This window comes from Micromonospora sp. WMMD882, from assembly GCF_027497255.1.
Taxonomy (GTDB): Bacteria; Actinomycetota; Actinomycetes; order Mycobacteriales; family Micromonosporaceae; genus Micromonospora.
Genome location: NZ_CP114903.1, coordinates 4444519 through 4470088 on the forward strand (window position 1 = coordinate 4444519; position 25570 = coordinate 4470088).

Consider the following 25570-nt stretch of genomic DNA (forward strand, 5'->3'; position numbering starts at 1 on the left):
GGGGCCCCTTGCCGTACGGCGTGCCTAGACGGTCAGCGTCCAGGTGTTGATGTAGCCGGTGTCGCCGGCGTAGACGTCCTGGACCCGCAGGCCCCAGGTGCCGTCCGCCGACTCACTGCCGAGGTTGACGGTGTAGGTGGCGACGACGTTGTCCGCGCCGTCGAAGAAGCCCTGGTTCTTCAGGCGGTACGCGGTGCCGTCCGGGGCGACCAGGTCGATGACCAGGTCACCGCGGAAGGTGTGGACGATGTTGACGTCGACCTTCGCGGAGGTCGAGGCGGCCCGACCACAGCCCGAGATGGTGATCGGGCTGGTCGCGGTGCCCCGGTCCGGGATCGCCACGTCGGCGGCGTTGGTGCCGGTGCAGCCGGTGGGCGGCGGGTCGACCGGGCCGCCTCCACCCTCACCGACGTAGAGCAGCTTGGTCGGGGAGCCGCTGCCCGGGTTGCTGGGCAGACCGCCCGTGGCGTCGGCGACCAGCTTGTCGCGGACCTGCGCCGGGGTCCAGCTCGGGTTGGCGCTGGCCAGCAGGGCCGCCGCGCCGACCACGTGCGGGGTGGCCATCGAGGTGCCGCTGATGGTGTTGGTGGCGGTGTCGTTGGTCATCCACGCCGAGGTGATCGCCGAGCCCGGCGCGAAGATGTCCAGGCAGGTGCCGTAGTTGGAGTAGCTGGCCCGCGCGTCGGAGGAATCCGTCGCGCCGACGGTGATGCCCTCGGTGACCCGCGACGGCGAGGTGTTGCAGGCGTTGGCGTTGCTGTTGCCGGCGGCCAGGCCGTACGTCACGCCGGAGGCGATCGAGTTGCGGACCGCGGTGTCCAGCGTCGCGTTGGCGCCGCCGCCGAGGCTCATGTTGGCCACGGCCGGCTTCTGCGCGTTGGCGGTCACCCAGTCGACGCCGCCGATGACGCCGGCGTTGGTGCCGCTGCCGTTGCAGTTGAGCACCTTGACCGCGACCAGCTTGACGCCCTTGGCCACGCCGTACGCGGTGCCGCCGACGGTGCCGGCGACGTGCGTGCCGTGCCCGTTGCAGTCGGTGTTGTTGCTGTCGACGGCGTTGGTGCCCCAGACCGCCCGTCCACCGAAGTCGCTGTGCGTGGTCCGGATGCCGGTGTCGATGATGTACGCCGTCACGTTGCTGGCCGTGGTCGGGTACGTGTACGAGTTGTTCAGCGGCAGCGCCCGCTGGTCGATCCGGTCCAGACCCCAGGACGGGGTCGGGGACTGGGTGGCCGCGATGCTGACCGTGTGGTTCTGCTCGACGTACGCCACAGCGGGGTCGGCCGCGATCCGGGCGGCGGCCCGGGCGTCGACCCTGACCTCGAAGCCGCGCAGCGCGGCGCCGTACGTCCGGGCGACCGCGCCGCCGTGCCGGCCGGTCAGCCGCTTGGCGTTGTCCGTCACCGTGGTCCGGGCGACCGCGCTGTCCTTGAACACCACGATGTAGCTGTCGGCGACGGCGGTGGCCCCACCGGCCTTCAGGATGCTGCCGACCGACTCGGCTGCCGCCATCGCCGGCGTGGCGGTGGCCACCATCGACAGCGCGGCGGCGCCGACCAGAATCGACCTACGTGGGAGACGCATCTCCCTACCTCCCCTCCGACCGGCACGCATCGTCCACCCCTTCGGATGAATCGATGATGGCCGATCGAGCTGAGGCTAGGCTGTCGACCATGACAAACGAAACATACTGATCTGTCAATAACCTGACGGGATGCCCCCTACGGGGATTCCGGCGCGAGGAACCGGGGACAAGCCGGATTCGGCCGACCGCCGAACGGGCAATGCTCTCTGACATGGACGACCATCTCATCGCTCTGGTTCCCGTCGCGGCGGTCTGGGTCGCCGCGGGCGTGGTCGCGGACGGCCTCCCCAGGCTCCACCGGGCCCGGGCGCTCCGTCGACGTGCCGGGTGGTCGATCACCCTGTGCCTGGCCGGCCTGGGCCTGATGGCGTCGGTCACGCTCGCCGCGCTGGGCACCGTCGGCACCACCTCCGCCGACCGGGCCGCCGCCGGCTTCGCCCTGGCCGCCCTGCCGGCCCTGCTCGTCGCGGTCTGCACGGTCCGTCGACTCCGCCGGCTCCGGGCCGGCGCCGCCGCCCTCGCCGCCGCGCCCCGCGCCCCCGTCCCACCCGGGCTGCGCGCCCACGCCGCCCACCCGCTGGTCGGGCTGCCGCTCCAGCTCACCGGTCTGGCGCTGGCGGTGGCCGCGGTCGTGGCCAGCGACCTCGGCGCGGGTCTGGCCGGTGGCCCGGCGCTCACCCTGGGCCTGCTCGCCGTCGCGTCGGTCGGGGTCCGCCACGCGCTGCGGCACGACCGGCTCGCCAGCCGGGCGCCGGCCGAAGGGCCGGTCGGTCAGCGCGCGTGACCGCCCGATCCCTGCACGTACAGCAGCTCGAGGATCGACCGGGTCGCCTCGAACCAGCGGTCCAGCCAGCCCGGCGGCGGCACGCTGCCCCGCGGCGGCAGCTCCAGGAGCAGTCCGCGCAGCAGCGGATGGTCCGCCAGCGTCTCGGCCGTCCCGGCCGTCTCGACCGGCCAGCCGGCCGGCGGGAACGCCGGCTCGGTGAGCGGGTTCGGGTCCAGCGACGGCAACGACAACGGCGGGCCGGCCTGCTCCGGCGGGACCACCGCGGCGCTCTCCCGGCCGCCCAGGTCGACGTCGGTGGAGACCACCTCGGTCAGTACGGTGTCCCGCCGGGCGCCCCGGTACTTGCCGCCGAACCGCTCCGCCTTGCTCGGGCCGTTCGTGAGGTTCTCTGATCCGATCGTCGTCATCCGTCCACCTGCCTCGCTCGGTTGCGGATCCACCCGGCCGACCGTCGACCGGCCGATGACGAGTGGTACAACGAGATGGGACGAAAGTGGCGACGGGTGACCTTCGGGGCATACGACGGGGGCGCGGCCCCCACCCGGCCACGCTGCCGGAACGGGAGCCGCGCCCACGTGTCTCCACGCGTCGGGTCAGCCGAGGCCGATCCCGGAGCGCTTGGTGCCGCCGACGAAGGCGAGCCAGTCACCGGGGGCGAAGACCAGAGCGGGGCCAGTCGGGTCCTTCGAGTCACGGACACCGACCGCTCCGGTAACGAACGCCACCTCCACGCAGTTGTCGCAGTTCGGCCCGCTACGCGAGCTCTTGAACCACGATGCGTGCGTCAGGTCCGTGAGGACCCTCTCGGTCGCCATTTCCACAACGGCTCCTCTGCCAGTTCTGCGATGTGTGCAATGGATTCCTCCGGTCGCATGGCCCGTGCTCGAATCTGGTCGAAGATGTAGTTGAAACGTCGAAGCTCGTCGCTCTTCTCCAGGAAGAGACCACCGGTGGCGTTCTCCGCGTACACCACATCCGGATCACCGCGCTCAGGGAAGTCGAGGATCGTGAACGAGCCGTCCATGGCCGCGTGCGCCCCGACTTCGAAAGGCAGCAACTGGATGGTGACGTTGGGCAGCTCGGCCACCTCGGCCAGCCGCGTCAACTGCGCACGCATCACCTCGTCGCCGCCCACCGGCCGGCTCACCACCGCTTCATCGAGCACCACCCAGAGATCGATCGGATCGTCCTGGGTCAACAACGACTGACGGTTGGATCGGACACGCACCCGTTGGGTGACCTCGTCGGCGGGCATGTCGGGCCGGGCGAGCTGGATCATCGCGCCGGCGTACTCGGCGGTCTGCAACAGACCGGGAACGACCTGCTGCTCGTACGTGCGCACCGAGCGGGCGGCGGCCTCCAGGCCCACGTACGCGCCGTTGAGCACCGAGCTGTAAGGGTGCCACCAGCCGCGTTGACGTGCCTCCCGGGCGATCTGCACCAGCTCCTCGCTCTCCGCCGCGGAGACGCCGTAGATCAGGAGCATGTCCCGGACGTCGCGCGGGGTGACGGAGGTGTGCCCCGTCTCGATGCGGGAGATCTTCGAGGACGAACACTCCAACCGTTCGGCCACCGTGTCGATGGTGATCCCCGCCGCGTCCCGCAGCCGGCGCAGCTCGGCGCCCAACCGCCGACGCCGAATGGTGGGACTCCGCCGTTCGCTCACCGGGTACCTCCGGTCGATCGCGCCCGAACCGGCTCGCCCGCCGGGGGCGCGACCGTCGACCGGCGGGCGATCGTTCGCGGCGGATGGTTGCGGTCATCAGCCGGCCGCGGCGGCAAAAAACCGGCGTCCAGTGTGCCGGTTTACGGCGTACGGCATCAAGGGCGGCGATCGAACACAGGTTACCGGCTGGACACTTCAGGTATCGGCAAAAGTCGACGTGCAACTTGCATGAAGCACCCCGCTCGTGCAGTCTGTCGGCATGTCTCGGGTCACTCACCGTCCGCATTCACTTTCACAGCGCGACCCGCGCCCGGTGAAGGTGACCGGCGGCGGGCGGGCCCGACCGGGACACCCAGCCCTGCCTCCCGGCTAGGGGCCGTACCGCCGAAGCGCCGGACGGCCGCGGCGGCGGGAGCGACGCCACCGGAAGCAGCCGGTGCCGACCAGGTGACGGTCCGCCACCCGTGGACCCCACCCGACCGGCACGTCGTCACATCGGTCCGTACGCGGCACCACCGCGCCGCCCGACCGACACACCACGTTCACGCCCTCCCGCCGGCGTGCCCGCCGGCCGATCCCTCACAGGAGCCGATGTGCTTCCCCGCTCAGGTGACGTACTGCACGTGACTCGTGCGGCAAGTGTGCAGTTCATCCGACCGATCATGTTCCGGGTGATCCGGGTGCTGGACTGGCCGGTCTACGACGGTTGGCTCTGGCTCGACGGTTACGAGCTGAACGCGGCCGGAGACGCGGTCAGCCGACGTTCGATCCTCGTGCAACGCGTCGGACTCGTCCGGGTCCATGCCGGTCCCGAGCCCCGTCCACACACCGTCCGGGGCACCCGCCGGCCGGTGACCCGAACTCCCGTACGGGCTAGCTGAGCTGGGCGTTCTCCAGCTACGGGGTGGGGCACGACGTTAGAGTCGAAGTGCCCACCCCGGCAGCACACCCCGCCCGTCCCGGACCGGAGAACCTGGGATGGCCATGTTCAACCGCACCGCCGAACGTCGACGCCCGCTCACCCGGGCCGGTTACGCCGTAAGTCTGCTCGTCCTGCTCGGCGCCGCCACCGCGTTGGTGGTGGTGGTCCGTACTCCGGCCAACTCCGCGGTCCACCCCGTCGGCCCGGCGTCGTCCTCGACGTCGACGTCGACATCGACGGGCGTACGGTCCGGCGCGGCGGCCCCCGACGTGGTCGCGGCCACGTCGACCGATCCCGGGGAGCACCGCCCGGCACTCGCCGACGTCGACCGTCGGACGTCGGCCCCGGACGCCGCCCTGCACCGGTCGCTGATCTGGTCCGGCCTGACCGGGCTGGCCATCTCGCTGACCGGCTTGGCCATCGTCGGATCCCGACGCCGAATGTGGTGAGCCGCCAGCTCCGGTACGCCGCCGGACGTGCCGGACGGCAGCGGGCCGGGCCGCCGGACGTGCCGGACGGCAGCGGGCCGGGCCGCCGGACGTGCCGGACGGCAGCGGGCGGTGAGCCGTCGCTCGGTCAGCCGGTCGCGGTCGGCGTCACCGCCGGCGGAGTCGCCGGGGTCGGTGTCGCCGTGGGTGGGCTGGTCGCCGCTGCGCCCTCGGCGACCACCAGCGTCACGTCCCGACCCGCCGACACGGACGTGCCCGCCGCCGGATCGGTCCCGATCACGGTTCCGGCCGGCCGGTCCGACCGGCGCAGCTCCACCCGGTAGCCCAGGCCCAGCCGGTCCAGCACCGTCTCGGCCACCGCCTGCGGCAGCCCGACCAGCGGTGGCATCGGGATCCGGGCGGGCGCGTCCGTGGTCGGCGCGCCGGTGGTGGCGGTCGTCGGATCCGGCGACGCGGTCGGTGGGCCGGCGCTGGTAGCCACGGCGGTCGATGGCGGCGGCTCCACCGGTCCGGCATCGAGTTCCGCCCGGGCGATCAGCCACAACCCGAGACCCAGCACCGCCAACAGGACCAGGACGACCGAGGCGACCAGGATCGGCAGCCACCAGCGCCGGTCGCCCTGGTCACCCGGATCCCATTCGCCCCGCGCCGGCTCCGGGTGCCCGGCCGGTCGCGGTGGCGGCACCCCCGCCCGCCCCGACCAGGCCGACGACGTACGCCCCGGCCCCGTCCCGCCCGGGACGACCCGCCCGCCGCCCCCGGGCGCCGACCGACCGCCCCCGGGCACGATCCCACCACCGGCCACGGGCCCACCACCACCCGGCGCCGGGCCACCGCCACTGGCGGCCGGCTCGGCGTCACCCGGCCGTTGGGCCGGTGGCAGCGGTCGGGTGGACTCCCCCGGGTCCTCGTCGGCCACCGGTTCCTGTCGGTCGTCGCTCATGGCACGCGCCCCTTCCGGCGGGCGGGAAGCTGACCCCGTACCGTCCAAACTAACCGTCGGACGGGCCGGCATCCGGGACCGACGCCGCCGACGCGCCCCGGCCGGACCAGCCCGTACGGGAGACGACCGGTCGCCTGATGGTCGGCGGGGCGCTACGCTGCCCGGCATGGCCGTACGGGGCTGGGGAGGATCGATCGCGACCGCGACCGGCGTGGCCGCCGGGGTGGGCGCGGCCCAACTCGGTTTCGGCTACGGGCTCGGCATCGTCACCTGGACGGCGACGGACGTCGGCAGCGGGCCGCTGGACGCCGCCCTGCCCGAGGCGATCTGGACGGCGAGCCTGGCCTGGTCCACCTGGATCGCCGCCACCTCGACCGTCGCCGGCGCCGTGGTGGCCCAACGGCTCAGCCGGCGGCCGACCGGCGCGGCACAGCCCAGCGGGTCCGCCGGGGCTGCCGCACAGCCGCGCAGGCCGGTCGGCGCGCTGCCGGTCGCCCTCGCCTCGGCGCTCGGCGCGCTGGTCGCCGTGCTGCTCGTGACGGTGCCGGCCCGCGCGGCGACGCCACCCGACAGCACCGCCCCCCAACAGGTGGCCGCCGGATACGCCGCGGCCGGCGTCCTGCTCGGTCTCGTCGTCGCGATCTGGGCGCTGCGTTCACCACCGGCGGCCGGTGTCGTCGTCGCCACGGTCGGCTGGACCTGGCTGCTCGCGGTCGTCGCGGTCGTCGACGGGGTGCTCGCCGGACGCGGCCTGACCAGCACGCCGCTGGGCGCCTGGCAGATCAGCGCCGACCGGCCCGGATTCTGGTGGGGCGACCATCTCTACTGGCCGGCCGCCCTGCTGTCACTGCTCCCCGCCCTGGTGATCGGGGCGCTCGCCGCCCGCCGGGCCGCCCGGTCGACGTACCGACGGGTGGGGGCGGCTGCCGCCGGCGCGGCCGGGCCACTCCTCGTCGCCGTCGCCCACCTGCTGGTGACGCCCCGCCTGACGGAGGTCGGGGGCGCGCGGTTCTCCGCCCAGCTCGTCGCCCCGTACGCGGTGCTCGCCGGGCTCGCCGGCTCGGTCCTCGTCGCCGCCTGGGCCCAACGCCGCGACGCCGCCACCGCCGCTGGCCCGACCACCGCGACCGCCAACGACGCCCACCCCGTCGACGCCGCCACCGACGCCCACCCCGCCGACCCGGCCACCGACCCGGCCGACGCCGCCACCGACGCCGTTGCCCCCGCCACCGCCGGCCCGACCGCAGTGGCCGCCGGCCCGACCGGCCCCACCGGCGTCCCGACCGGCCCCACCGGCGATCCGACCGGCCCCACCGGCGACCCGATCGCCACCGCGACCGTCCCGACCAGCGCCACCGACCCGAGCGCCACCACGGAACCGGCCCCGACCGTCGATTCGGCCGGAACCGTCGATTCGACCCCGGCCGGTTCGGCGACGCCACCGACGGAGCCGACCACGGCCGCTCCGGCCCGGGTGCCCCGACCACGTCGTCGTGCCCCGGGCCGGTCCCCGGCGGCCGGGGCTGCCGACACGCCGGACCCGCTGTCCGGTGCCGACCGCTGACAGTCGGTCCCCGGAGACCGGCCGGTCCCGCTCAGTCGATGGGCCAGGTGTGCACCGGCTCGTTGGTGCGCTGGAGCTCGGCGTACCGCTTGACCATGTGGTGCAGGGCGGCGCTGCGGTCCATGCCCCGGTGCCGCTCCGCCGCCCACACCGCCTCGGTCTGCCAGACCGCGCCGTTACGGCCGGTACGGCAACGCTGCTCGATGATCCCCAGCAGCCGGTCCCGTTCGGCCGGGTCGACGCCGAACCGGTCCAGCCCGGCCGCCGCCTTCGGCAGCAGCACGTCGAGGACCAGCCGACTCACCGGGACCTCGCCCAGCCGGGGCCAGTGCAGGACGGCGTCCATGCCCCGTCGGGCGGCGGCGTGGAAGTTCTCCTCGGCCGAGCTGAAGGTGAGCTGGCTCCAGATCGGCCGGTCGGACTCGGCGAGCGACCGGGCCAGCCCGAAGTAGAAGGCGGCGTTGGCGAGCATGTCGACCACGGTCGGCCCGGCCGGCAGCACCCGGTTCTCCACGCGCAGGTGCGGGCGGCCGTCCATGATGTCGTAGACCGGCCGGTTCCACCGGTAGACCGTCCCGTTGTGCAGACGCAACTCGCTGAGCTCGGGCACCCCGCCGGCGTGCAGCACGTCGACCGGGTCCTCGTCGTCGCAGATCGGCAGCAGTGGGGGGAAGTACCTGACGTTCTCCTCGAACAGGTCGAAGATCGAGGTGACCCAGCGTTCCCCGAACCACACCCGTGGGCGTACCCCCTGGGCCTTGAGCTCGTCGGGGCGGGTGTCGGTGGCCTGCTCGAACAGGGCGATCCGGGTCTCCGCCCAGAGCTGGCGGCCGTACAGGTAGGGGGAGTTCGCCCCCACCGCGACCTGGACCCCGGCGATGGCCTGGGAGGCGTTCCAGTAGTCGGCGAAGCTGTCCGGTGGCACCTGGAGGTGGAACTGGAGGCTGGTGCAGGCCGCCTCCGGGGCGATGGAGTCGGTGTGCGTCTGGAGGCGTTCGACGCCCCGGATGTCGAGTTCGATGTCCTCGCCACGGGCGCCCACGATCTGGTCGTTGAGCGCCCGGTACCGCTCGTCGGTGGAGAGGTTGTCGGCCACCAGGTGCCGCTCGGTGAGGGTGGGCAGGATGCCGACCATGACGATGGTGGCGTCGAACCGGGCGGCCCGCTCGCCGGCCCGGTCGAGGCTGCCGATCAGGTCCTTCTGGTACCCGGTGAACCCGGATCCGCCGATCAGGCGGGGGTTGGCGTTCAGCTCCAGGTTGAACCGGCCCAGCTCGGTCTGGAACAGCGGGTCGGCGATAGCGGCGAGGACCTCCTCGTTCCGCATCGCCGGCTCCGCCGCCGAGTCGACCAGGTTGAGCTCGATCTCCAGCCCGGTCATCGGACGGTCCGCGTCGAAGCCGAAGTCGTCGAGCATGAGCGCGAAGACGTCCAGACACCGCCGTACCTTCTGCCGGTAACGGATCCGGTCCTCTCGGGAGAAGGCGCCTGCTACGACGTCCCTACCCATGTGTCCTCCCGACACGAGGCGCGACCCGTCCGACCGGGCCCGGTCGGCGGCAGCGCGGATGGCGAAGTATTCCGTCAAGAGCGACAACCTCCGCAGAACCGGAGGCCGCGACGGTGGTCACCACCGGACGGCCACGACCCGGCGGGGGTGTGCCCACCGCTTCCCTACCCCGTCGGTGGTGACGTGGCACCGGCCAGTGGCGAATGACTCGTGAGGTTTCGCACCGTTACCGCCGCTACTGTCGATCTTCCGGTACGGCAACCCTACCGCCTGGCGACGCCTCCGGATCGGTAGCTGACCGTCCGCGCGGCGGGTCGTCGCGCCCGTGGTGGTCCTGCCCTCGATCCGCTTGTGCATTTGGTCCAGCATGTAGGGGCAACAGGGGGGACAAAGAACGCACCGGTGGTCAACCGACAGGAGGCAAGCCTGGTCAGACCGTCATCGCTCCTGACTGACCAATTAGTTTCTTAGTCAACTATTTCTTTAGGGAAATTCGTTACAACAATTACTGATAGGATGTGGGAGTGACCAAGAACGTCTTCGACGACCCCCGGATCACCGCCGTCGGCCTCCTCGTCGAGGCGCACGCCGGCCTGTCGTCGCGGTTCGCCACCCAGTACGAGGAGCACGGACTCTCCCCGGTCGAGTTCGAGGTGCTCACCCGGCTCGCCCGGTCCCCCGGAAACCAGCTACGCATGACCGACCTGGCCGCCCAGACCTCGCTGTCGACGAGCGGCGTGACCCGGGTGGTGGACCGGATGGAGCGGGACGGGCTGCTCTGCCGCCGGGCCTGCCCCTCCGACCGGCGCAGCTCCTACGCCGTGGTCACCCGGTCCGGCCTGGACCGGCTCAACGAGACCCTGCCCGGGCACCTGACGATCATCGAGCAGTGGTTCACCGGGCAACTCGAGCCGGCCGAGCTGGACGCTCTCCTGGTCGCCCTGCGCAGGGTCCGCGACGCCGTGCACCCCGGCGCCACGGCGGGCAGCCAGCACCAGGCGCCCACGGACGACACGTCGACGGAAGGGGGGCCCGCTGTCCGACCGGTCCGGAAACGCTGATCGGTGACAACGCCGGCAGTCGATCGGTGCCCTGGGGGAGAGCGCACCGGCAGAACGACCGGCAGAACTGACCGACGCATACCATTTTCCCGACTATTCAGGCAATAGCGCCGGCACGCCGTCGCTAATCTTTGTTTCAGCGGGGACACCGGGGGGTGACGGCGCGAGCGATGAGCGAGGGGTAGCACCGTAGGGGGCTTCTTCGCTCGCGCCTTCCCGGGCTGACCGCGGTCGGCCCCGCCCCGCCGGCAGCGCCGTCCGGGCGTGCCGCCGGGTCAGCGCGGCCAGCCGTCACCGCCGTCCGGCCGTCAGCGCGTACAGCAGCGCCTCCTCCTGTGGCAGCAGCCGAATCCCGTCCTCCCGGCAGACCCGGTCGAGCCGGTCCAGCAGGGCGCCGTCCCCGGTGCTCGCCGTCATGCCGACCAGCGCCTCCACGACATCCCGTCGCCCCCGGCAGGTCGCCTCGGCCGCCGCCGCGAACCACTCCGCCGCCACCTCCCGGTCCCCCCGGTGCAGGGCGACGGTCGCCTCCAGCAACGCGCACAGCCCGTCCTCGGCGCGATCCGGTCCGTGCTCCGCGGGGATCGTCGCCCGCAACTCGGCCAGCACCTCGGCCGCCTCCCCGAACCGCCCGGCCTGCGCGAGCGCCAACCCCACCGTGCCGAGCGCCCGACGGCGGGGACCGGAGTCGCCCAGGCCGGCGAGCGCGGTCACCGCCCGGCGGCCATGCTCGACCGCGTCGGCGTACCAGCCCTCCAGCCGGGCCACCTCCGCCAGATCCGCCCGGGCCAGCGCCCTGATCCGCGGCTCCCCGCACTGACTGGCCAGCCGGTCGACCGAGGCCAGCCGACGCCGGGCGGCGGCCAGCTCGCCCGAGCGGACGTCGTGCCAGGTCAGACTGCGCTGGAAGACCGCGGTGTCCCGGACCCGGCCGTGCCGGCGGGCCGCCGCCAACCCGGTCTCCGCCTGCTCGCGGGCCTCCTCGTGCGCGCCCACGCTGATCAGGAGCGCGCAGAGCACGCCCCGCGCGTCGAGCTCGCCGGCCAGGTCACCGAGCCGCCGGAACTCGGCGAGCGCCCGGCGGGCCGTCGCGACCTCCGCCGTCGGGCCGCCGTGCACCGCCGACAACCGGGCCAGGCCGAGCTGCGCGGTGGCCCGTACCGCCGGGGCGGCGTCGACGGTACGCGGATCGTCCAGCAGCCGACGCAGCCACTGCCGTCCCGCCCCGTCCCGGCCACGCAGCCGCAACCAGCGGGACAGTCCGGCGGCCAGCCGCAGCGCGGTGTGCGGGTCGTCGCCGGCGGCATGGGTGATCGCCGCCAGGATGTCGCTGGTCAACTCGTCCAACCGGTGCAGCGCGCCGGGCAGGTTCGGGCCGGTCAGCTCCGGCTCGGTACGGGCGACCAGCCGGGCCACGATCTCCGCGTGCCGGCGGCGGACGCAGGTCTCCTCACCGGCGGCCACCATCCGCTCGCTGGCGAATTCCTGCACCGCGTCGAGCAGCCGGAACCGGAGCGGACCGGTGCCCCGCACGCTCAGCAGGCCGAGTTCGAGCAGCCGGTCCAGCAGCGGCACCGGATCGCCCAGCGGCTCCGCGCCGTCACCGGCGAGCATCTCCTCCGCCAACCCCACCGACCAGCGGTTCCGGAAGGCGGCGAGCCGGCGCAACGCCGCCTGCTCGTCCGGGCCGAGCAGGCGGTAACTGGTGGCGACCGCCTCCCGCAGGGTCACCGCCGCCGCCTCCCGGTGCGCCGGTGGGGCCAGGTCGAGGACCCGGTGGCCGTACCGGTCCAGCAGCTCGTTGAGGTCAAGGATCCGGCCCCGGGCGGCCATCAGCTCGATGGCCAGCGGCAGGCCGCCGAGCCGACGGACCAGCGCGGCGAGGGCGGGCAGCTCCTCCGGGGCGGGCGGCTCCCGCCGCACCTGGGCCAGCCGGGCCATGAACAGTCGGGCCGCAGGATAGCGGACCAGCACGTCCGGGTCGCGGTCACAGACGTCGTCCGGGGGCGCGTCGAGCGGCGGCACCGGCCAGACCCGTTCGCCGGGCAACCCGACCGGGTGCCGTCCGGTGGCGAGCACCCGCAGCTCGGGCAGGCGTCGGGTCAACTGGTCCAGGGCCTCGGCCACCGCGTCCGGCGCCCGTTCCACGGCGTCGACGAGCAGCAACGCCGGGGTGCCGTGCAGCCGGGTGACGAGTTCCGCCGGCCCGGTGGCCCCGAAGACCGCCGCCGCGGCGGAGAGCACGCACCCGGCGTCGGACCCCTCACCGACCAGCACCCCGGCGGTCCCGCCGGGATACCGTTCGGCCGCCTGCCGGGTGACCGCCAGGGCGAGCGCCGACTTGCCGACCCCGGCCAGCCCCACCAGGCTGACCACCGGCGCGACCCGGTCCCCGGCCAACAGCCGGGACAGCTCGGCCCGGTCGTGGTCGCGGCCGATCAGCTCGACCGGAGGCGGCAGGTCCACCGAGAACCCCGAGGCCACCGTAACCGGCTCGGCGCCCTCGCTTCCGGAGCGCGCCACCGGCACCGCCCCGGCACCCTCGTTCCCGGAACGGGCCACCGGCACCGCCCCGGCGGACGGCTCGTCGGACGGCGACGCCGGCAACCGCCCCCGGGCGGCGGCCAGGAAGGTGCGCCGGATCGCTCCGGTCAGGTCGAGCGCGTCGGCGAGCAGGTCCACCGTGGTGCGCTGCGGACGGGACGCCCGGCCGCGTTCGAGGTCACGGACGGTCCGCACGCCGATGCCGGCCCGCGCCGCCAACTCGGCCTGAGTGAGGCCGGCGGCGAGCCGGTGCCCGCGCAGCAGCGCCGACAACCCGGCCCTGCTCCCCGAACTCCGCGAACCGTCATGATCCGGAGTCATGGGCAGGAAGCGTACGGACCGGGTGCGACGTTCGGCAGCCGAGCGTCGGGCTAACGACGATACGCTGCGCGATATCCGACAGTCGACAGTGGTCGGCCGAATCGGCGGCGACAATGCGCCGCGCTACGACGCCCGCTCACATCCCCAGGTCACGCGCGATGATCATGCGCTGCACCTCGCTGGTGCCCTCGCCGATCTCCAGGATCTTGCTGTCCCGCCAGAACCGGGCCACCGGGTACTCGTTCATGAAGCCGTACCCGCCGTGGATCTGGGTGGCCTCCCGGGCGTTGTCCACCGCGACCGTGCTGGCGTGCAACTTGGCGATCGCGGCCTGCCGCTTGAACGGCTCACCGGCGAGCATCCGCGCCGCCGCGTCGTGGTACGCCAGCCGGGCGGTGTGCGCCCGCAACTCCATGTCCGCGATCTTGAACTGGATCGCCTGGTAGTTGCCGATCGGTTGGCCGAAGGCGTGGCGCTCCTTCGCGTACCTGACCGACTCGTCGACGCAGCCCTGGGCGAGACCGACGGCCAGCGCGGCGATGGCGATCCGCCCCTCGTCGAGGATCCGCAGGAACTGCGCGAAGCCGCGGCCCCGCTCGCCGAGCAGGTTCTCCGCCGGCACCCGGCAGTCGTCGAAGGACAGCTCGTGGGTGTCCGACGCGTTCCAGCCGACCTTGGAGTACCCCGGCGCGACGGTGAAGCCGGGCGTGCCGGACGGCACCACGATCGTCGACAGCTCCTTCGTGCCGTCCGGTCGGACGCCGGTGACCGCGGTGACGGTGACCAGGCTGGTGATGTCGGTGCCGGAGTTGGTGATGAACGCCTTCGAGCCGTTGATCACCCACTCGCCTGTCGACTCGTCCAGCACGGCGCGGGTCTGGGTGCCGCCCGCGTCCGAGCCGAAGCCCGGCTCGGTCAACCCGAACGCCGCCAGCGCCTCGCCGCTGACCAGCTTGGGCAGCCAACGCGCCCGCTGATCCGGGGTGCCGAACCGGTAGATCGGCATCGCGCCCAGCGAGACCGCCGCCTCCAGGGTGATCGCCACGCTGGAGTCGACCCGGGCCAGCTCCTCCAGGGCGAGACAGAGCGCGAAGTAGTCGCCGCCCATCCCGCCGTGCTCCTCCGGAAAGGGCAGCCCGAACAGCCCCATCCTGCCCATCTGACGGACGATCCCGTACGGGAAGGTGTGCTGCTCGTAGTGCTCGGCGATGACCGGGGCGATCACCTGCCGGGCGAAGTCCCGGACGCTGGAGCGCAGCGCCTCCTGTTCCTCGGTGAGCCGGAAGTCCATCGGGTTCCTCCTGTGTGGACGGGCCGCCGGACGCTCGTGACGCCGGGACGGCTCGGTAGACGCGACGGCCACGGTGGGCCGCGTGACCTGGGTCGGGGCCGGCGGCTCAGACCGGGGTGACGCCGTGCCGCCGCCGGGAGAAGTGCCGCTCCCTGCCCCGCGCGGCGGCGAACCGGCGGACCAGCTCCGCCCGCAGTTGGCGCGGCTCGACGATCGCGTCGACGACGAGCTCGCTGGCGAGCCGGACCACGTCGATGTCCCGCTCGTACTCCGCCCGCTTCGCGGCGACGAAAGCGGCCCGCTCGGCCTCGTCGGCGATGGCGGCGATCTTGTTGGCGTAGACCGCGTTGACCGCCGCCTCCGCCCCCATCACCGCGATCTTCGCGGTGGGCAGGGCGATCGTCGCGTCCGGCTCGAAGCCGGGCCCGGCCATCGCGTAGAGACCCGCGCCGTACGCCTTGCGCACCACCACGCAGATCTTCGGTACGGTCGCCTCGGAGATCGCCGTGATCATCTTCGCGCCGTGCCGGATGATGCCCTGCTTCTCCACCGCGCTGCCGACCATGAACCCGGGCACGTCCGACAGGAACAGCAGCGGCACGTTGAACGCGTCACAGAGCTGCACGAACCGGGTCGCCTTGTCGGCCGAGTCGACGAAGAGCACCCCGCCCTTGAACATCGAGTTGTTGCCGACCACCCCGACGACCTGGCCGTCCAGCCGACCGAAGCCGATGGTCAGCTCCTTCGCCCAGAGCGCCTGGATCTCGAAGAAGCTGCCCTCGTCGAGCAGCCCCTTGGCGTACCGTCGCATGTCGAACGCCTGCCGCTCGCTGGCCGGGACCAGCGCGGCCAGGTCGACCTTCTCGGGCGCGGGCTTCGCCTCGGCGGCCGGCGGCATCTCGGTCCAGTTGGCCGGCAGGTAGGACAGGTAGGTCCGCACCACGTCGAGCGCGTCGGTCTCGGTCTTGCAGAGGAAGTGGCCCACGCCGGACTCGGCGCAGTGCACCCGGGCCCCGCCCATCGCCTCCAGCGTGGTCTTCTCGCCGGTGACCATCTCGACCATCCGGTCCGAGCCGAGGTACATGCTGGCGTTGCCCTCGACCATCGCCACCACGTCGCAGAACGCCGGAATGTACGCGCCACCGGCGGCGCTCGGCCCGAAGAGCGCGCACACCTGGGGGATCGCCCCGGAGGCGCGGACCTGGTTCCAGAAGATCTTCCCGGCCCCGCGTCGGCCGGGGAACAGGTCCACCTGGTCGGTGATCCGCGCCCCGGCCGAGTCGACCAGGTACACCATCGGCACGCCTGTCGAGTACGCCCGCTCGATGACCCGGATGATCTTCTCGACGGTACGCGCGCCCCAGCTTCCGGCCTTGACCGTGGAGTCGTTCGCCATCAGGCAGACCTGCCGGCCGTCGATGGTCGCGACGCCGGTGACCACGCCGTCGGCGGGCAGCCCGTCGGCCAGCGCGTTGGCGTAGAGCCCGTCCTCGACGAAGGACCCCTCGTCCACCAGCAGCGCGACCCGTTCCCGGGCGAAGAGCTTGCCCTTGGCGGCGTTCGCCGCGTGGTACTTGTCCGCGCCACCGGCCCAGGCGCGCTTGCGGAGCTGCTCCAGTGCCTCACCGTCGAGCGTCACACCGACCCCCTCACCCACCGACCTGAACGATCGTTAGGGTAACCGATCCGTGCTTTCCGGGGTAGCGAAGGGCCCGGCCAGGACCTGTGTCGAAGTCCTCGGTCGAGAGTCCAGGGGCCCTAGGCCCGGGGGGTGAGCCGGCTGCGCGGACCGGCCCGCAGCACGCCGGAGGGGAGCTGACGGCCGACGAGCTGCTCGGCCAGCTCCGCCGCCGCCAGCAGCGCCGGCAGGTCGATGCCGGTGTCGACGCCCATGTCGTGCAGCATGTGCACGGCCTCCTCGGTGGCCAGGTTGCCGCTCGCCCCCGGCGCGTACGGGCAGCCGCCCAGCCCGCCGACGCTGGCGTCGAACTCGGTGACGCCCAACTCCAGCGCGGTCAACACGTTCGCCAACGCGGTGCCCCGGGTGTTGTGGAAGTGCAGCAGCACCGGGACGCTCGCGTTCCGGTCCCGTACCTCGGTCAGCAGCTCGCGCACCCGACGCGGGGTGCCCATGCCGGTCGTGTCGCCGAACGCCACCCGGTCCGCGCCGTCCCGCACCACCCGGTCGACGATCCCGGCCACCCGGCGCGGGTCCACGTCCCCCTCGTACGGGCAGCCGAAGCTGGTCGCCACGATCACCTCGACCCGGGCGCCCGCGCCGTGCAGCAGGTCGATCAGCTCGGCGATGTCGTCGAGCGACTCGTCGGTGGACCGGTTGACGTTGCGCCGGTTGTGCGTGTCGCTCGCCGACACCACCACCTCGATCTCGGTGAAGCCGGCGGCCAGGGCCCGCTGCGCGCCCCGCGTGTTCGGCACCAGAGCCGAGTAGCGAACCCCGTCGACCCGCCGCGTCCGCCGCCACACCTCGTCGGCGTCGGCCATCTGCGGAATCGCCTTCGGGTGCACGAACGAGACCGCCTCGATCCGGCGCACACCGGTATCGGAGAGCGCGTCGAGCAGCCGCACCTTCGCGTCGGTCGGGATCGGCTCCTCGTTCTGGAGGCCGTCCCGCGGCCCGACCTCACGGATCGACACGGTGTCTGGCAGCTGGGTCATCGGTCACCTCACTGTGACGTTGGTCTCGGTCCGCCCGATTCGGGCGACACCGCCGCCGGTGGCTCGCCGGAGTTACCAGCGAAGCAGAGCGACCGGGTCGGGTGCCAGTGGAGTGACGGATCCGCCAGCACCTCGACGACGCACCGGACGACGATCGAGAGCGCTCCGGCCCAGGTGGCCGCCCCGTCCCGCCCCGTCGCCGCGGCCAGTGCCCCCACCCCGTCGACGCAGAACGCCGCCGTCCGCAACATCCGCACCACGCGACGACCGTTCTCGGGCCGACACGTGCCCCTGCCATCCATCCTCGTCCTCCCGACGGTCCGGTTCTCCCACCACGGCGGGATCGGAAGGCACAACGAACGACCCGGCTCGCTCAACCTGGCCCGCTGGCCGGGCACCACCCCGAGCCGCCCGGCCACCCGACCACCGCCGTCCCCGCCGGGCACAGGCCACCCCGCCGGGCAGAGCCACCCCCCGGGCAGGGCCACCCCGCCGGGCAGGGCCACCCCGCCGGGCAGGGCCACCCCCGGCAGAGCCATCGCCGTTTCGCTGATGTAGGGGCATCGAGCAGCAAGGACGGCCCCGCTTCAGGGAAACCGCGCCGGCCACCGCAGGCCACCGCCAGGCCACCGCAGGCCACCGCCAGGCCACCGCCGGCCACCGCCAGGCCACCGCCGGCCACCGCCAGGCCACCGCCGCGCCACCGCAGGCCACCGCCGGGGCAGGGCCGGCCCCGCCCGGGGCAGGGCCGTCGCCGTTTCCTTGATCTGGGGGCATCGAATGGCGAGGACGGCCCCGTATCAGGGAAACGAAGAGGATCATCCGGTCCCGCACATCGTCCTACCCGGACAGTCACCCGGCCAGAACCTGACCGACGACGCAGCGGTCGGCCCGCGATCGACGCCCGGAGCGGGTAGAAATACGGGTCCGAGGCAGAAGCTGGTGAAAGGACCACCGTGACCACCGACAACGACGCGGCACCGGGGTTTCGGGGGCGGACCCGACGGCGGCTCGTGCCCCGCGCGGAACTGGCGGCGGCCCTGCGGTCGCGGTACGGCTCGGCCGCGGTCGCCGACTACGCGCTGGCGGTGCGGGACGTCATCGAGAACTGCCCGGGAATCGGAGCGGTCGACACCTGGAGCCGGCTGGCCGGGCGGGTCTGCCGGAACCGGTCGGCCCACGACCGGGACAGGTACCGCAAGAGGTTCTCCCGGCACTTCACCGTGGAGACCGAGGGACCGCCCTGGCAGACGGTGGTGCTGGTGGTGCGGCACGCCCTGCCGCGGGAGGAACGCGACGCCGCGCTGGCCCGGTTCGCGGAACTCTACGAGGCGGCACGCGGAGAACGTCCGCCGACCGGTGAACGCCCCGCAAACCGCACCGACGCGCCCGACCCCACCACCGCCGTCAGCCCCGCGACGATCAGCCCCGCCACCATCGGCCCCGCGACGATCAGCCCCGCAACCGGTGGCACAGCCAGCGCTGGGACCAGTGCGGGAGTCAGCGCCGCAGCAGGAGCCGGAGTGAGCGCCGGGACCGGGGCCGGCGTCAGCGCCGGAGTTCCGAGTGCCGGGGGCGGGCGGGAGCAGCGGGATCCTGAGCGGCTGCCGGGCCTGGTCACCGCCCTCCGGCGGCAACTCGTGGCCAGTCAGGCGCGCAACGACCAACTCCAGCAGGAGATCAGCCGGTTGCGGGCCGAGATCGCCCGGCTGCGGAGCGGCCGGTACGTCCCGGGACGACGCCAAACCGAGGAGCCGGGCCGGTCGGACGGGCATCCCGGGCAGCCGCGAGGCACCCGTAACGCCCGACAGCTCCCGTACGACCAGCCGGGGATCGACGAGTCACCGAACAGCCGGCGCCAACCGGCCCGGCCCGGCCCGGACGCTCCGGCCCGTTCGGGTGCCGCGAACATCCTGGAAGCTGCGAACATCGTGGATGCCGTGGCGGTGGATGGCGTGGTCGTGGACCGGCCGGGTCCCGGCCGGGTGACCTGGCTGGTCGACGACAGCCACTGGCCGGACGCCCACCGGCAGGACGGCGGGACGCCGGGCCCGGCCGGGCGACGGCGGCAAGCACCGGCCGAACCCTGGCGGCCCGCCACCTGAACCAGCCCGCTCCGACCGAAACCCGGCCGGACCCTGAAGGGCCGTCCGGCTCAGCCGGGCCGGGAGCCCCGGCCGGCCCCTGAAGGCCGTCCGCCTCAGCCAGGCCGGGAGCCCTGGCGGAGCCCTGCGGCCGTCCGCCTCAGACCGCCGGCCGGAAAAAGGACCGCCGGCCCCACCGACCCCCGCCGAAACCCACCGGCCCCGCCAGAACCCACCGATCCCGCTGGAACCCACCGAACCCACCGGCCCCGGCCGAAACCCACCGAACCCACCGTCCCCCGCCGAAACCCACCGGCTCCGCCGAAACCCACCGGCCCCGCCGATCCCGCCGGAACCCACCGAATTCCACGAACCCGCTGGACCGCGTCGGACCTTGGGCGGCCCGGTCAGCGCATCCGGCCGACGATGCCGGTGTCGTAGTCACCGGAGACGAACTCCGGATGCTCCAGCAGTTCGGCGAAGAACGGCAGGTTGCACTTCGGCCCGCTGATCTCGAACCCGGCCACCGCCTCCCGCGCCCGCCCGATCGCCTCGGCCCGGTCCGCGCCGTAGACGATCAGCTTCGCCATCAGCGAGTCGTAGAACGGGGTGACCGGGTTGCCGGCGACGTACCCGGAGTCGACCCGGACGCCCGCGCCGGTCGGCTCGGTCCAGGTGGTCACCGTGCCGGGGCCGGGCAGGAAACGCTTCGGGTCCTCGGCGTTGATCCGCAGCTCGATGGCGTGCCCGCGCGGGGTCAGCGCGTCCGGGTCGAAGGTGGGCGCGAGGCCGGCGGCCACCCGGAGCTGCTCCTCGACCAGGTCGATCCCGTAGACCAGCTCGGTGACCGGGTGCTCCACCTGCAACCGGGTGTTCATCTCCAGGAAGAAGAACTCGCCGTCCGGCGTCAGCAGGCACTCCACGGTGCCCGCGTTGCGGTAGCCGACCGCCTCGCCGGCGCGGACGGCCGCGGCGAGGAAACGTTCGCGCAGTTCGGGGGAGACCGCCGGGGAGGGCGACTCCTCGACCAGCTTCTGGTTGCGCCGCTGCACCGAGCACTCCCGCTCGCCGAGCGCCACCACCCGGCCGTCGGCCAGGCCGAGGATCTGCGCCTCGACGTGCCGTACCCGGGGGAAGTAGCGCTCGATCAGCACCGCGCCGTCGCCGAACATCCGCTCGGCGAAGGACCGGACCTTGTCGTACTCGACGCGCAGCGCCGCCTCGTCGGTCGCGACGGCCATGCCCATGCCGCCGCCGCCGGCCGCGGCCTTGACCATCACCGGGTAGCCGATGTCCGCCGCCGCGGCGACCGCCGCGTCGAGGTCGGCGGCCGGGTCGGTGGTGCCGGCCGCGACCGGCACGCCGGCCGCGGCCATCAGGTTCCGCGCGTTGATCTTGTCGCCCATCGCGGTGATCGCGTCCGCGCCGGGCCCGACCCAGATCAGCCCGTTCGCCTCGACGGTACGGGCGAAGTCGGCGTTCTCCGACAGGAAGCCGTAACCGGGGTGGACGGCCTGCACGCCTGTCGACGCGGCGGCGGCGAGGATCGCCTCGACGTTGCGGTAGCTCTGGGCCGGGTTCGCCGGCCCCACGCACACCGCCTGGTCGGCTTCGGTGACGAACGGCAGGGCGGAGTCGGCCTCCGAGTGCACCGCCACCGTGCGGATCCCGAGCCGCTTCGCGGTGCGGACGATCCGTCGAGCGATCTCGCCACGGTTGGCGACGAGCAACGACTCGATCATGTTTCCTCCAACGTCCTGGGGTGGTGGACGGGTGTCAGGAAACCACGGATCGGCCGGTGGCTACGACCCGGAGCCGGTCGGCGCGAGCAGCGCGGCGAGCGTCGCGCCGCGCAGCAGCTCGGCCCGGCGTTCCCGGTCCACCTCGCCGCCGAGGAACGGGGTGGAGTTCATCAGGCCGAACGCGGCGTGCGCCAGCACCCGCGCCGCGCCGGCGGGCAGCCCCGGGTGCAGCGCGGTCAGCACGGTCACCCACTCCTCGACGTAGAGGCGCTGCAACCGGCGGATCGTGCGGCGCGGCTCTTCGGGGAGCCGGTCCAGCTCGTGCAGGTGCAGGGCGATCACCGCCGGGTGCGCGAGCGCGAATTCGACGTGGAAGTCGATCAGCGATTCCAGCGCGCCACGGGCGTCGTCGGGGTGCCCGGCGGCCCGTTCCCGGCCACCGTCGAGCAGCCCCTCGCTGACCGGGATCAGCGCGGCGGCCAGCATCGCCTCCTTGCCGGCGAAGTGGTGGTAGAGCGCGGGACCGGTCACGCCGGCCGCCGCGCCGATGTCGTCCATCGACACGCCGTGATAGCCCCGGGCGGCGAACAGCCCGACCGCGATGTCCAGGATCTCGTCCCGGCGCGACCGCCGCCGACGCGCGCCGCCCGCCCGGCCCCGTGCCGCCTGTTGCTCCACCGTCACCCGGCAAGCCTAATCCGCTGTCAATTCCCCCGGGTTTCCCCGTCGGGTGGCCGGGGCCGTACGTCAGGGGTCGGGGCCGCCGTACGTCAGGGGTTGAGGCCGCCGGGCTGGTCGCCCCGGACCACGGGCGCCCGGACCAGGTTGCCCCATTCTGTCCACGAGCCGTCGTAGTTGCGCACCTGCGGGTAGCCGAGCAGGTGGCGCAGCACGAACCAGGTGTGGCTGGACCGCTCGCCGATCCGGCAGTACGCGATCACGTCGTCGTCCGGGCTCAGCCCCAACTGGTCGGCGTAGATGGCGCGCAGCTCGTCCGCCGGGCGGAACGTGCCGTCCTCGTTCGCCGCCGACTTCCAGGGCTTGTTCACCGCGCCGGGGACGTGCCCGCCGCGCAGCGCGCCCTCCTGGGGGTAGTCGGGCATGTGCAGCATCTCGCCGGTGTACTCGCCCGGGGAACGCACGTCGACAAGCGGCCGACCGGCCGCCACGTGGGCCATCACCTGCTCGCGGAACGCGCGCAGCGGCGCGTCGTCGCGGGTGGGCACCGGGTAGTCGGCGCGCGGCCGGACGGTCTTCTCCCGGGTGAGCTCCCGTCCCTCGGCGATCCACTTCTGCCGGCCGCCGTCGAGCAGCCGCAGGTCGCGGTGACCGAAGAGGGAGAAGACCCAGAACGCGTACGCGGCCCACCAGTTGAAGTTGTCGCCGTAGAAGACCACCGTGTCGTCCCGCCCGATGCCCTTGGCGGCGCACAGCTCGGCGAACGCCTTCGCGTCGAGGTAGTCCCGGGTGACCTGGTCGTTGAGCTCCAGATGCCAGTCGATCTTGACAGCTCCGGGCAGGTGACCGGTGTCGTAGAGCAGGACGTCCTCATCGGACTCCACCACCACCAGCCCTTCGGTCCCGAGCTGCTCGGCGAGCCACTCGGTGGTGACGAGCCGCTGCGGGTCGGCGTACGACTGGAGACGGGGGTTCGGATCGCTCGGCACAGCCATGCGTTCCAACCTACGCCGGATCCGTCCCGCCCACCGCCCGTCCCGCCGGCCCCGCCGCCGCTGAGCCGCCCGTCCCGACTCGGTCGGACACCGGACCGAGCTGCGGACGTTTCGCGGTGACCAGGTCGCCGGAGGACCGGCCGGTCAGCCGCCGCCTGATCCACGGCGCCAGGTGCCGGCCCGCCCAACGCAGGTCGGCGGCGCGGGCCGCCAGCCACGGCGACGGCTGCGGGTGCGGCGGCACGAGCAGCCACTCCTCGTCGCAGCCCACCCCGAGCGCGGTGAGCACCTGCGCGGCCACCCGCCGGTGACCGGCCGCCGACAGGTGCAGCCGGTCGGTGCTCCACAGCATCGGGTTCAGGTACGTGTCGTCGGCGTACAGGTCGACCAGGATCGCGCCGTGCCGCTCGGCGGTCTCGCCGACCGCCCGGTTGAGCAGTCGCACCCGGGGGGCGACCAGACGCTGGCCGGGCAGCCGGGCCATCACGTCGGCGAACCGGAACAGCAGCACGTCCGCGCCGTCGGACCGCAGCCGCCGGACGGTGTCGTCGAACCGGCCGACCATCGTCGCCGGGTCGAAGTTGCGGCGCAGCACGTCGTTGCCGCCGGCCGCGAAGCTGACCAGGTCGGGGCGCATCGCCAGGGCCGCCGGCACCTGGTCGGCCACCACCTGCGGGAACAGCTTCCCCCGGACGGCGAGGTTGGCGTACCGGAAGTCGGGCCCGGCCTCGGCGGCGAGCCGGGTGGCCACCAGGTCCGCCCAACCCCGGTAGGTGCCGTCCGGGTACGCGTCGTCCATGCCCTCGGTGAAGCTGTCGCCCACCGCCACGTAACTGCGCCAGCGCACTGCACCCTCCGTCGCGAGCGGGCACCCTGTCACCGGAAGGGGCCCTTCCTGACTCCTGCCGACCACACAGTCTGGCACCCTGCGAATCCGATCGTCAGCCGCCGCTTCGCGGTCGTAGGCTGCGCCACATGATGGTGCGGATGTCGACCCTGCTGCTGCGGACCCTGCGGGAGGACCCGGCGGACGCGGAGGTGCCGAGTCACCGGCTGCTGCTGCGCGCCGGCTACATCCGGCGGGCCGCGTCGGGCGGCTACACCTGGCTGCCGCTGGGCAAACTGGTCCTGGACCGGGTCACCGAGGTGGTCCGGGCGGAGCTGACCGCGATCGGCGACCAGGAGGTGTGCTTCCCGGCGCTGCTGCCGGCCGAGCCGTACCAGACCAGCGGCCGGTGGAGCGCGTACGGCGACGACATCTTCACCCTCACCGACCGGCGCGGCGCCCCGCACCTGCTGGGCCCCACCCACGAGGAGCTGGCCGCGCTGCTGGTGAAGGACCTGTTCACCTCGTACCGGGATTTTCCGGTGACGTTGTTCCAGATCCAGACGAAGTTCCGGGACGAGGCCCGGCCCCGGGCCGGTCTGCTGCGCGGCCGGGAGTTCCTGATGAAGGACGCCTACTCGTTCGACCTGGACGAGGCCGGGCTGGTCGAGGCGTACGCCCGGCACCGGGCCGCGTACCGGCGGATCTTCGACCGGTTGGGGTTGGAGTACACGGTGGTCACCGCGACCTCCGGAGCGATGGGCGGCTCGGTGTCGGAGGAGTTCCTCGCCACCACGCCGGTCGGCGAGGACACTTACGTCGCCTGCGAGGCCTGCGACCACGCCGCCAACACCGAGGCGGTCACCACGCCCGTGCCGCCGGCCGGTGACCCGGCCGCGCACCCGCCGGCCACCGTCCACGACACCCCGGACACCCCCACCATCGCCGCCCTGGTCGACCTGGCCAACACCCGCCGGCTGGGCGGCCGGGGCGACTGGACCGCCGCCGACACGTTGAAGAACGTCGTGCTGTCCGTCCACCGTGCCGGCACGGACGAGCCGGAGCTGTTGGTGGCCGGGGTGCCCGGCGACCGGGAGGTCGACCTGCGGCGGGTGGACGCGGCGCTCAGCCCGGCGACCGCCACCGTCTTCGACGGCTTCGCCGACCGGCCGGAGCTGGTACGCGGGTACATCGGCCCGCAACTGCTGGCCAAACTCGGCATCCGCTACCTGGTCGACCCCCGGGTGACGCCGGGCACCGCCTGGCTGACCGGGGCGAACGAGCCCGGCCGGCACGCCGTCGACGTGGTGTGCGGGCGGGACTTCGTCCCGGACGGCGTGATCGAGGCGGCCGACGTCCGCCCCGGCGACGCCTGCCCGGCCTGCCCGGCCGGCACGCTGACCATGCGGCGGGGCATCGAGGTCGGGCACGTCTTCCAGCTCGGACGGCGCTACACCGACGCCTTCGCCGTGGACGTGCTCGGCCCGGCCGGCAAACCGGTCCGCCCGGTGATGGGCTGCTACGGCATCGGCATCTCCCGGCTGGTCGCCACGATCGCCGAGCAGCACCACGACGAGCGGGGGCTGCGCTGGCCGACGGTGGTCGCGCCGCTCGACGTACACGTGATCGCGGCGGGCAAGGGCGGGCAGCTCGACGCGGCGCTCGACCTCGGCGGACGGCTCGCCGCCGCCGGCCTGCGGGTGCTCGTCGACGACCGCACGCACGTCTCGGCCGGGGTCAAGTTCACCGACGCCGAGCTGATCGGCGTCCCGCGCGCCGTCGTGGTCGGTCGCCGGCTGGCCGACGGGTACGTCGAGCTGCGGGACCGGATCACCGGCACGCGGACCGAGGCGCCCCTGGCCGACCTGCCCGACGCGCTGGCCCGTCCCGCCTGACGGTCCGGCCTGGACGGGTCCGTCGGACCGG

The 25570-nt window shown here is 73.4% G+C and carries 20 protein-coding genes and 1 pseudogene; 7 read left to right on the forward strand and 14 right to left on the reverse strand.

Annotated features, from left to right (window positions below; translation table 11 throughout):
- Nucleotides 1-24: 24 nt before the first annotated feature.
- Complete coding sequence (locus tag O7606_RS18825; protein ID WP_281595338.1) at nucleotides 25-1584, reverse strand: S8 family serine peptidase; 1560 nt, start codon at nucleotides 1582-1584, stop codon at nucleotides 25-27.
- A gap of 212 nt (nucleotides 1585-1796) precedes the next feature.
- Here O7606_RS18825 and O7606_RS18830 point away from each other — a divergent pair, with 212 nt between their 5' ends.
- Complete coding sequence (locus O7606_RS18830; RefSeq protein ID WP_281595339.1) at nucleotides 1797-2369, forward strand: hypothetical protein; 573 nt, start codon at nucleotides 1797-1799, stop codon at nucleotides 2367-2369.
- Here O7606_RS18830 and O7606_RS18835 read toward each other — a convergent pair.
- The 3 genes from O7606_RS18835 to O7606_RS18845 all read right to left on the reverse strand — a co-directional run bounded on the left by O7606_RS18835 (nucleotide 2357) and on the right by O7606_RS18845 (nucleotide 4038).
- Nucleotides 2357-2779 carry a hypothetical protein gene (locus tag O7606_RS18835; protein WP_281595340.1) on the reverse strand — a complete coding sequence of 141 codons (423 nt, stop codon included), beginning with the start codon at nucleotides 2777-2779 and terminating at the stop codon, nucleotides 2357-2359. The genes O7606_RS18830 and O7606_RS18835 overlap by 13 nt on opposite strands.
- A gap of 186 nt (nucleotides 2780-2965) precedes the next feature.
- Nucleotides 2966-3187: a DUF397 domain-containing protein gene (locus O7606_RS18840; protein WP_281599755.1), complete on the reverse strand. Its 222-nt coding sequence runs from the start codon at nucleotides 3185-3187 to the stop codon at nucleotides 2966-2968.
- Nucleotides 3157-4038: a helix-turn-helix transcriptional regulator gene (locus O7606_RS18845; RefSeq protein WP_281595341.1), complete on the reverse strand. Its 882-nt coding sequence runs from the start codon at nucleotides 4036-4038 to the stop codon at nucleotides 3157-3159. The genes O7606_RS18840 and O7606_RS18845 overlap by 31 nt, the downstream gene beginning before the upstream one ends.
- A gap of 593 nt (nucleotides 4039-4631) precedes the next feature.
- On the opposite strand from O7606_RS18845, the gene O7606_RS18850 reads away from it, so the two are divergent.
- Nucleotides 4632-4919: a hypothetical protein gene (locus O7606_RS18850; protein ID WP_281595342.1), complete on the forward strand. Its 288-nt coding sequence runs from the start codon at nucleotides 4632-4634 to the stop codon at nucleotides 4917-4919.
- Nucleotides 4920-5016: 97 nt separating this feature from the next.
- Nucleotides 5017-5409, forward strand: a complete 393-nt coding sequence (locus tag O7606_RS18855) for a hypothetical protein (protein ID WP_281595343.1) — start codon at nucleotides 5017-5019, stop codon at nucleotides 5407-5409.
- A 127-nt stretch (nucleotides 5410-5536) separates the two neighbouring features.
- On the opposite strand, the gene O7606_RS18860 is transcribed toward O7606_RS18855, so the two are convergent.
- Entirely contained in the window at nucleotides 5537-6352 is an 816-nt protein-coding gene (locus O7606_RS18860; protein ID WP_281595344.1) for a PASTA domain-containing protein, read from the reverse strand.
- Nucleotides 6353-6518: 166 nt separating this feature from the next.
- Between O7606_RS18860 and O7606_RS18865 the strand changes: the two genes are divergently transcribed.
- Entirely contained in the window at nucleotides 6519-7916 is a 1398-nt protein-coding gene (locus O7606_RS18865; RefSeq protein ID WP_281595345.1) for a hypothetical protein, read from the forward strand.
- Nucleotides 7917-7947: 31 nt separating this feature from the next.
- Here the strand turns inward: O7606_RS18865 and O7606_RS18870 are convergent, their stop codons facing one another.
- The gene (locus O7606_RS18870) at nucleotides 7948-9426 is read right to left on the reverse strand and encodes a glutamate--cysteine ligase (RefSeq protein ID WP_281595346.1); all 1479 of its coding nucleotides are present in this window, start codon (nucleotides 9424-9426) and stop codon (nucleotides 7948-7950) included.
- A gap of 524 nt (nucleotides 9427-9950) precedes the next feature.
- On the opposite strand from O7606_RS18870, the gene O7606_RS18875 reads away from it, so the two are divergent.
- A complete protein-coding gene (locus O7606_RS18875) occupies nucleotides 9951-10487 on the forward strand; it encodes a MarR family transcriptional regulator (protein WP_281595347.1) in 537 nt (178 codons plus the stop codon).
- Between the two features lie 291 nt (nucleotides 10488-10778).
- Here O7606_RS18875 and O7606_RS18880 read toward each other — a convergent pair whose 3' ends face one another.
- The 4 genes from O7606_RS18880 to O7606_RS18895 form a co-directional block, all read right to left on the reverse strand.
- Nucleotides 10779-13352: a helix-turn-helix domain-containing protein gene (locus O7606_RS18880; RefSeq protein ID WP_281595348.1), complete on the reverse strand. Its 2574-nt coding sequence runs from the start codon at nucleotides 13350-13352 to the stop codon at nucleotides 10779-10781.
- 136 nt (nucleotides 13353-13488) lie between these two features.
- A complete protein-coding gene (locus O7606_RS18885) occupies nucleotides 13489-14643 on the reverse strand; it encodes an acyl-CoA dehydrogenase family protein (RefSeq protein WP_281595349.1) in 1155 nt (384 codons plus the stop codon).
- A 106-nt stretch (nucleotides 14644-14749) separates the two neighbouring features.
- Entirely contained in the window at nucleotides 14750-16282 is a 1533-nt protein-coding gene (locus O7606_RS18890; RefSeq protein ID WP_281595350.1) for an acyl-CoA carboxylase subunit beta, read from the reverse strand.
- A gap of 119 nt (nucleotides 16283-16401) precedes the next feature.
- Entirely contained in the window at nucleotides 16402-17310 is a 909-nt protein-coding gene (locus O7606_RS18895; RefSeq protein WP_281599756.1) for a hydroxymethylglutaryl-CoA lyase, read from the reverse strand.
- Nucleotides 17311-18275: 965 nt separating this feature from the next.
- Here O7606_RS18895 and O7606_RS18900 point away from each other — a divergent pair.
- Nucleotides 18276-19424 (forward strand): hypothetical protein, encoded by a 1149-nt coding sequence (locus O7606_RS18900; protein ID WP_281595351.1) that lies wholly within the window; start codon nucleotides 18276-18278, stop codon nucleotides 19422-19424.
- Nucleotides 19425-19810: 386 nt separating this feature from the next.
- On the opposite strand, the gene O7606_RS18905 is transcribed toward O7606_RS18900, so the two are convergent.
- The 4 genes and pseudogenes from O7606_RS18905 to O7606_RS18920 form a co-directional block, all read right to left on the reverse strand.
- On the reverse strand, nucleotides 19811-21145 hold the full coding sequence (locus O7606_RS18905; RefSeq protein WP_281595352.1) for a biotin carboxylase N-terminal domain-containing protein: 1335 nt from the start codon (nucleotides 21143-21145) through the stop codon (nucleotides 19811-19813).
- Between the two features lie 60 nt (nucleotides 21146-21205).
- Nucleotides 21206-21829, reverse strand: coding sequence for a TetR/AcrR family transcriptional regulator (locus O7606_RS18910; protein WP_281595353.1), 624 nt, complete (start codon nucleotides 21827-21829; stop codon nucleotides 21206-21208).
- Between the two features lie 86 nt (nucleotides 21830-21915).
- Nucleotides 21916-22818, reverse strand: coding sequence for a sulfurtransferase (locus O7606_RS18915; RefSeq protein ID WP_281595354.1), 903 nt, complete (start codon nucleotides 22816-22818; stop codon nucleotides 21916-21918).
- 82 nt (nucleotides 22819-22900) lie between these two features.
- Nucleotides 22901-23665: pseudogene (locus O7606_RS18920) on the reverse strand (SGNH/GDSL hydrolase family protein); the annotation flags it as partial.
- A gap of 128 nt (nucleotides 23666-23793) precedes the next feature.
- Between O7606_RS18920 and O7606_RS18925 the strand changes: the two are divergent.
- Complete coding sequence (locus tag O7606_RS18925; protein WP_281595355.1) at nucleotides 23794-25539, forward strand: proline--tRNA ligase; 1746 nt, start codon at nucleotides 23794-23796, stop codon at nucleotides 25537-25539.
- Nucleotides 25540-25570: the final 31 nt, after the last annotated feature.

Coding starts and splice junctions, on each gene's coding strand:
- O7606_RS18840 (WP_281599755.1), bottom strand. CDS start 3,187: ATGGCGACCGAGAGGGTCCTCACGGACCTGACGCACGCATCGTGGTTC.
- O7606_RS18905 (WP_281595352.1), bottom strand. CDS start 21,145: ATGATCGAGTCGTTGCTCGTCGCCAACCGTGGCGAGATCGCTCGACGG.
- O7606_RS18915 (WP_281595354.1), bottom strand. CDS start 22,818: ATGGCTGTGCCGAGCGATCCGAACCCCCGTCTCCAGTCGTACGCCGAC.
- O7606_RS18860 (WP_281595344.1), bottom strand. CDS start 6,352: ATGAGCGACGACCGACAGGAACCGGTGGCCGACGAGGACCCGGGGGAG.
- O7606_RS18880 (WP_281595348.1), bottom strand. CDS start 13,352: ATGACTCCGGATCATGACGGTTCGCGGAGTTCGGGGAGCAGGGCCGGG.
- O7606_RS18835 (WP_281595340.1), bottom strand. CDS start 2,779: ATGACGACGATCGGATCAGAGAACCTCACGAACGGCCCGAGCAAGGCG.
- O7606_RS18925 (WP_281595355.1), top strand. CDS start 23,794: ATGATGGTGCGGATGTCGACCCTGCTGCTGCGGACCCTGCGGGAGGAC.
- O7606_RS18885 (WP_281595349.1), bottom strand. CDS start 14,643: ATGGACTTCCGGCTCACCGAGGAACAGGAGGCGCTGCGCTCCAGCGTC.
- O7606_RS18870 (WP_281595346.1), bottom strand. CDS start 9,426: ATGGGTAGGGACGTCGTAGCAGGCGCCTTCTCCCGAGAGGACCGGATC.
- O7606_RS18865 (WP_281595345.1), top strand. CDS start 6,519: ATGGCCGTACGGGGCTGGGGAGGATCGATCGCGACCGCGACCGGCGTG.
- O7606_RS18855 (WP_281595343.1), top strand. CDS start 5,017: ATGGCCATGTTCAACCGCACCGCCGAACGTCGACGCCCGCTCACCCGG.
- O7606_RS18830 (WP_281595339.1), top strand. CDS start 1,797: ATGGACGACCATCTCATCGCTCTGGTTCCCGTCGCGGCGGTCTGGGTC.
- O7606_RS18825 (WP_281595338.1), bottom strand. CDS start 1,584: ATGCGTCTCCCACGTAGGTCGATTCTGGTCGGCGCCGCCGCGCTGTCG.